The organism is Candidatus Bathyarchaeota archaeon (genome assembly GCA_029882535.1).
Lineage (GTDB): Archaea > Thermoproteota > Bathyarchaeia > Bathyarchaeales > SOJC01 > JAOUKM01.
In genome coordinates, this window is sequence record JAOUKM010000054.1 from 1 (window position 1) to 5,675 (window position 5,675).

The following is a 5,675-nucleotide window of genomic DNA, read 5'->3' on the forward strand; positions in this document are numbered from 1 at the left end:
CATGTAAGGGTTGGTGAGGGCTTGGAGGAGGCGTTGAAGAGGGAGATGCGGGAAGAGTTAGGTATTAGAGTGAAGGGAGTTAAGTTTGTGTGTAAGAATTTTTATGTTGCGAGTAATGGGGAGAGGCAGAGTGCGTATTGTTTTCTTGTCACGGACTATGAGGGAGAGCCGGTTTGTAAGTCGGCTCAGGAGATTTTCTGGGAAGATAATATTGAAAACCTAAGCTTAGAGGTTGATAGAAAGACAATAATGAAAATAAGAGAACTAAGAGATAATACGTAAGTAACTCTAGGATTAAGCGAAAGAAAGCGCCTTAAAATGCCCTTTTAGCGCGGACGAATTGATTCTTGGATTTTGCACGCGTTTTTTCGTCTTTAGCAAAAATAGATCGATTTAGGACACACGTTAGATTTAAAACTTCAAATGTATCTGGATAGGTTTTAGATGGAGAGAAAAAGTGAGAAATATGTTAGGCGAATTAAAAAATATTTTTTACTTTGATGTATGTGGTCAAATTAACACTGAAAAGACGTTAGAACTTGCGATTCAAAGGGCTCGTGAACTAAACTTAAATAAACTGATTGTTGCGTCCGAGACTGGTATAAGCGCTCTTAAAGCAGTTGACATGCTTCGAAATTCTGGGATATCTCTAATAGTGGTCACTTCCGCTGCCGGTGCAAAAATCGAGAACACAGTAGTTGAAGCCTTAAAAAATAGGCATTCCAGACAAGAAGATATGGAATCAGGTCGAAAAAAAGGCGCTAGGATTGTAAGAGCGACCGACCCACTATAAAACATTGGGGCTGCTTTGGAACATAGAGGTGTTCCTACATTGGGAACGCTAATCCGTTTGTGTATGAGAATTATTAGCTCTGGAACTGCTGTTTGTGTCGCAGCTGTGTTAATGGTTACTGACAACGGTGTCTTGAAGGAAGGGGAGGAAGTTGTGGCTGTTGCTGGGTCGTGGGTTGGGTTGGGTTGGATACGGCAGTTGTTGTGCAGAAGGCGAATTCAGTAAATCTTTTTAAAAGAGGGGCTGTGCAGATAAGAGAGATTATTTGTAAACCTCGAAATCCGTCATATAGTTGGCCAATTAACCAGAAAGATTGGGCCGGCGACTTAACGCTTTATAAAGAATTTACAGAATAATGGACAAGCTTCGAACTACACATTAAATTCCTTTTTTGCTAAAAAGTGGACGGGACGGGATTTGAACCCGCGGCCTCCACGATGCCAACGTGGCGATCATTCCAGGCTGATCTACCCGCCCTTTTCTTATACAGTATTGTAAGGAATACCGCAAGACTCGTTTAAGCCTTTTCTCAACCATAAAACTAAACCACAAACATCTCCTACACCAGACACATCACCAAAAAACTACAACCACAAGCCAGAAAAACCAATAACACCACTCCTAAAAACCGAAAAAATAGATTCCACCCCTACAAAGAAAAACGAGTAACAACAACAGCACAAATCACGCCCACAACACCCGCCACGGCATCATAAAAAAAGCCCAAATAAAAGACCTCGTTCCCCCCCTCCTACACTCCAACAAATCCCACATCAGACACCTATTAGCTACCTACTAGAAACCAAATAGAATAAACTGGTTCATGCGCCACGCAAAAACAACAACAAAAAAAGTAACGCTCTAAAACATCTCTATTTTCGTAACAATCTCTTCAACATGCTTCGTAAACGGATGATCAGGATAGTCCCTTGTAAATATCTCTGTCCCCCTAGCACGCAACACATCACAATAACACGGTATAACCTTCAACACAGGCAAAGTATGAGTATTCTCAAAACGCTTATACAAACCTTCCCGCTCCATAGAAGTTGACAAAAACTCAATTGGCACCTTATTCATCAAAATAGCCGTCTTCTTCTCAAAAAGATCATACAACTCATGCGTCATCCTCTTGGTTCCTTCAATATCAGACGCATCAATCGTACTTACCACAAGAACAACATCTGCACTCACTATCGCATTTATAGAAGAATACTGCAGTCCCGGACTAGTGTCAAATATAAGATAGTCCAGTTCCATGTCGTTAAGAAGCGTGTTCTTCAACGATAACAATCTTCCTAAAGCCCGCATCTCCCACTTACGATCCTTCGCAGACATGTCCCGCAAGGCTTCAGTGGCAGGGTTCGCCAATCCCACCAACATCGTACCGTTACACTTGCATTGAGAGGCATAATTAGTTACAACTTTATTAATCTCACAAGCACCATTCAAATAATCGTTCAGCCAATATTCGGAACTATCTAACTTAAAAATAGATTGAAGACTGGGGGCACGAAAATCCAAATCGAGAATACAAACTTTTTTGCCCTTTTTAGCATAAGCTGCAGCAAGATTTACAGACAAAAGCGTCTTTCCCGTGCCGCCTTTGTAACTATGAACAGCTATGATTTTACCCAAGCTTTCTCCCTCTCTTACTTTTCAACAAAGAAATACGCTTTTCGTCCCTTTCTCTCCTTCTTCATATAGCTCATTAGAACAAGTTGGTTTAAATAGCCACTTTCCACTGCCCGTGCACGCTTCGTCTGCTCCGCCACCTCCTCTGCAGTAGCACGACCAAGCTTGCAAATCGTCACGGCCGTCTTCCTTAAATGATCAGGCAACGAAAGAAGAGTCATCACATCCAAAGCCTCAGGCAAGTCCTGAACTACAAAATCTTGCTTTCTCCCCTGCTTTTGAATCTCGATAAAAATCTCCATCTTCTCATTAAGCCTGTCCAAACTCTCCTTAATTTTCTCCAACAGCACAGTAGGATTTTTCCCAAGCGACTTACCCATCGTCAAACCATCCATGCTAGAACTTGTGACAAACACATCTACAGTTATGAAGCAGCAGGCTCTATTAAATCTTACGATATAATTCTATATATTCTTAAGCTTCTTGTCTTAGAATATTTGAACTGATTGTTTTGTTGGAAAAGAATAGTAGGAGGTGTTGAAGAGAAAGGGGATTTAGAGGGTGGCTGGTAAGCGGCGTGCTTCTTCTACTATTGGAAGGACTGTTTTGAGTTCTCGGAAATACTTTAAGACCGTGATGCCTCGTTGCGTTATGGCATAGACTACGCGTTTTTTGCCGACTGTGCGTTCTTCGACGAGGTTTTGTCGGATTAGAAAGTTTAAGTATTGTTTGAGGACGCTGCAGTTGACATTGGCTTTGTACATGATGTGGGTTAGTTTGAGGGGCCCACGTTGAGAGAGAACTTTGAGGACATCTATGTACATTTCAAGTTTGGAGCGTCGCATGTTTTAACCTCTTTAGCGTGTTTTTCGGTGCTTTAGATATAAATGATTTATGTATTTCGAATAAGTGTTTCTCTCCATTGTTCAGCGGCTTTTTGGTTTGACCTTAGCTAGCACAATTAACCTATTTTGTAATGCTGTGACTAGGTCGTCGCAGAGAATTTGCTGCATTTCTGTAGAAAGTGTCTGTATTTCTGTTTTCAGTGCTTGTTTGAGTTTGCTTTGTAATTGTTTGCGCTTTTTTGAAGAAAACTCTTTTATGGTGTTCATTTTTGCCTTCTATTCCCCTATGGTTTTATGGGTTTGACTAGTAGTTTTTGGATTTAACAGTCTTATGAAGAAAAAATATGTATTGAGAATAATGAGCAATTGGCTGTGTGTGTGGCATTGTGAGGAGACTGTTGTATTAGGTTTCTAATATGTTTCAATAGATGCCAAGTTTGCATGTTGGTTGTACTCCAAGTTGTTTTTTGTGTCTGTAGATTGGTGCTATGAAGAGAGTGCGGTAGATGTTTGTTTTTTGTTATCATTAGCTACTTGTTTTTTGGGTAGTGTGGTTTTTCTTTGTTCCGTGTTGTTTTGGGTTTTGATAGTCATTGCAATGCAGGTTTTTTGTTTATGTGAGTGCGGGAAAGGAGGCTTTGGCTGGTTTTTGATCGAAAAACATTTTTCTAGGTTCTCATAGGGGATAGTTGAGGTGCTTTGGTTTGTCTTTCAAGTTTGGAATGGAGGAAGCTGCGAAGAAGACTGGTTCCAGTATTGTTTTAGCTTTTGATTTGCCACCAAACGAGCTTAGAGAACTGTTTTTTAGAGCGAAGCAAATTCTAGAAGCAGTGCATGTGCATATTTGCGCTGTGAAACTTAACCGCCACTTAATTCTGCCTTTAGGCTTGTTTGGCGACGTACAAGAACTGGTGAACCAAGCAAAAGGTTACGGATTACCCATTATAATGGATTGTAAAATCAATGACATTGGGAACACAAATCGGATAATAGCTGAATACTACTTCAAGGCAGGTTTTGATGCTGTGACCGCAAATCCTTTTGTCGGCTGGGAAGAAGGTTTGCAGCCCGTTTTCGAAACGGCAAAACGAGTGAATCGTGGTGTAATATTGCTGGTCTACATGAGTCACAAAGGAGCGTGGGAAGGCTACGGACAAAGAGTATTCATTGAGAAGGCTAACCAGAAGGTTTCTCAGTATAGAGTCTTTGCTCAGAAAGCATTGGAATGGGGTGCTGACGGTGTAGTTGTAGGCGCCACATACCCTGAAAAGATTAAAGAAGTATTTTCTATTCTTGGAGAAAAAGTACCCATCTACTCACCTGGCATAGGTGCACAGGGCGGAAATATTGAGGATGCTGTTAGAAGTGGAGCAAAGTATTTGATTGTGGGCAGAGCAATAACGCTTGCTGAAAATCCTTCGCAAGTAGCTGAGGATTTGAAACTTGTTGCTCAAAAAAGCCTAAAGAAAATAAAGTAGTAGACACTTGGTTGCATATAATTTGTTAGGGTCTTTGTTCTCTTGTCCAAAGTTCTTTTTTCAACAAATCTCTGACCGCTGAGCGGATGGCTGAGCTTCTGCTGGGATACATGTTGGCTCTCACAAGTTCATCTAGTCCTTCTAAATAAGCTTCAGGTAATAAGACTGTTACTAGTTTCATACAGACCACCTTAACATGTTATGTACATGTTATGTGGCAATATAGAATTTATGGTGCAGTTTTTCGGCTTTACCCTATATCTTTATTGGTATCTCACTTCCTCTTGCGAAAGATCTTCTTGTCTTCCATGTCAGTGACGAATTCAAAGCCTGCTTTTACAAGTTCACATGCTTTCTCTAATGATTCTTTTGCTATTATCCAATACAAAATCTTGTGTGAATTCATAAAAAGGAAGAATTTGCAGAAATCTCAGTTCTCCGCTTTATTTAATAATAAAAAGCAAACTAACAGGATTGGTGATTTCAAGCTTGAAAACCTTAAACTATCAAAACCTGCTAGACTTAGTGGATGGTGCTGCGATTTTTTCTGCTGGGGGCGGCGGCGACCCGGAAGTAGGCTATAAGATAGTGAACAAACTGGCTTCTCAAGGTTATACTGTTAGGCTTGTAGCTCCTTCTGAAGTGCTAGGCGACGCAAAAGTCGTGAATTTTGCATGTGTTGGCGCCACAACCTCAATTGAATATGATTCCAGCGCAGCAGTAAAAACGTTAAAGGTTTTAGAAGAATATCTGAGTTTTTCTGCTTATGCCACAATTCCCGTAGAACTAGGCGGTTTTAACACTTTAGCGGCGGTTGACGTTGCTACAAGACGGGGCATTTCTGTTGTGGATGGAGATGGGGCTGGCAGGTCTGTTCCAGAAGTTCATTTAAAAGTTTACACAATTGACGACATTCCATTAACA

10 protein-coding genes and 1 tRNA gene are annotated in these 5,675 nt (G+C 40.9%); 5 read left to right on the plus strand and 6 right to left on the minus strand.

The annotated features are described in order from the left end of the window. The 3 genes from OEX01_09145 to OEX01_09155 form a co-directional block, all read left to right on the plus strand. A partial coding sequence (locus tag OEX01_09145; GenBank protein MDH5449147.1) for an NUDIX domain-containing protein occupies window positions 1-282 on the plus strand: 282 nt, incomplete at its 5' end. 184 nt (window positions 283-466) lie between these two features. Further along, window positions 467-793 (plus strand): hypothetical protein, encoded by a 327-nt coding sequence (locus OEX01_09150; protein MDH5449148.1) that lies wholly within the window; start codon window positions 467-469, stop codon window positions 791-793. 39 nt (window positions 794-832) lie between these two features. Next, on the plus strand, window positions 833-1,018 hold the full coding sequence (locus OEX01_09155) for a hypothetical protein (protein MDH5449149.1): 186 nt from the start codon (window positions 833-835) through the stop codon (window positions 1,016-1,018). A gap of 177 nt (window positions 1,019-1,195) precedes the next feature. Here the strand turns inward: OEX01_09155 and OEX01_09160 are convergent. From OEX01_09160 to OEX01_09180, 5 genes are all read right to left on the minus strand, one after another. Continuing rightward, window positions 1,196-1,270, minus strand: a tRNA-Ala gene (locus OEX01_09160). Window positions 1,271-1,654: 384 nt separating this feature from the next. Next, complete coding sequence (locus OEX01_09165; GenBank protein ID MDH5449150.1) at window positions 1,655-2,431, minus strand: MinD/ParA family protein; 777 nt, start codon at window positions 2,429-2,431, stop codon at window positions 1,655-1,657. Window positions 2,432-2,445: 14 nt separating this feature from the next. Beyond that, a complete protein-coding gene (locus tag OEX01_09170; protein MDH5449151.1) occupies window positions 2,446-2,823 on the minus strand; it encodes a transcriptional regulator in 378 nt (125 codons plus the stop codon). A gap of 159 nt (window positions 2,824-2,982) precedes the next feature. After that, window positions 2,983-3,273: a winged helix-turn-helix domain-containing protein gene (locus tag OEX01_09175; GenBank protein MDH5449152.1), complete on the minus strand. Its 291-nt coding sequence runs from the start codon at window positions 3,271-3,273 to the stop codon at window positions 2,983-2,985. A gap of 81 nt (window positions 3,274-3,354) precedes the next feature. Further along, complete coding sequence (locus OEX01_09180; protein ID MDH5449153.1) at window positions 3,355-3,540, minus strand: hypothetical protein; 186 nt, start codon at window positions 3,538-3,540, stop codon at window positions 3,355-3,357. Between the two features lie 437 nt (window positions 3,541-3,977). Between OEX01_09180 and pyrF the strand changes: the two genes are divergently transcribed. After that, a complete protein-coding gene (pyrF, locus tag OEX01_09185) occupies window positions 3,978-4,751 on the plus strand; it encodes an orotidine-5'-phosphate decarboxylase (GenBank protein ID MDH5449154.1) in 774 nt (257 codons plus the stop codon). Between the two features lie 25 nt (window positions 4,752-4,776). Here the strand turns inward: pyrF and OEX01_09190 are convergent, their stop codons facing one another. Next, complete coding sequence (locus OEX01_09190; protein ID MDH5449155.1) at window positions 4,777-4,932, minus strand: ribbon-helix-helix domain-containing protein; 156 nt, start codon at window positions 4,930-4,932, stop codon at window positions 4,777-4,779. 308 nt (window positions 4,933-5,240) lie between these two features. Here OEX01_09190 and OEX01_09195 point away from each other — a divergent pair. Continuing rightward, the coding region (locus tag OEX01_09195) for a DUF917 domain-containing protein (protein MDH5449156.1) at window positions 5,241-5,675 on the plus strand (435 nt) is incomplete at its 3' end.

What these genes read in the sequence shown, in the direction of transcription:
- OEX01_09150 (MDH5449148.1), top strand. Translation starts at nt 467, where the DNA reads ATGTTAGGCGAATTAAAAAATATTTTTTACTTTGATGTATGTGGTCAA.
- OEX01_09170 (MDH5449151.1), bottom strand. Translation starts at nt 2,823, where the DNA reads ATGGATGGTTTGACGATGGGTAAGTCGCTTGGGAAAAATCCTACTGTG.
- OEX01_09175 (MDH5449152.1), bottom strand. Translation starts at nt 3,273, where the DNA reads ATGCGACGCTCCAAACTTGAAATGTACATAGATGTCCTCAAAGTTCTC.
- OEX01_09180 (MDH5449153.1), bottom strand. Translation starts at nt 3,540, where the DNA reads ATGAACACCATAAAAGAGTTTTCTTCAAAAAAGCGCAAACAATTACAA.
- OEX01_09190 (MDH5449155.1), bottom strand. Translation starts at nt 4,932, where the DNA reads ATGAAACTAGTAACAGTCTTATTACCTGAAGCTTATTTAGAAGGACTA.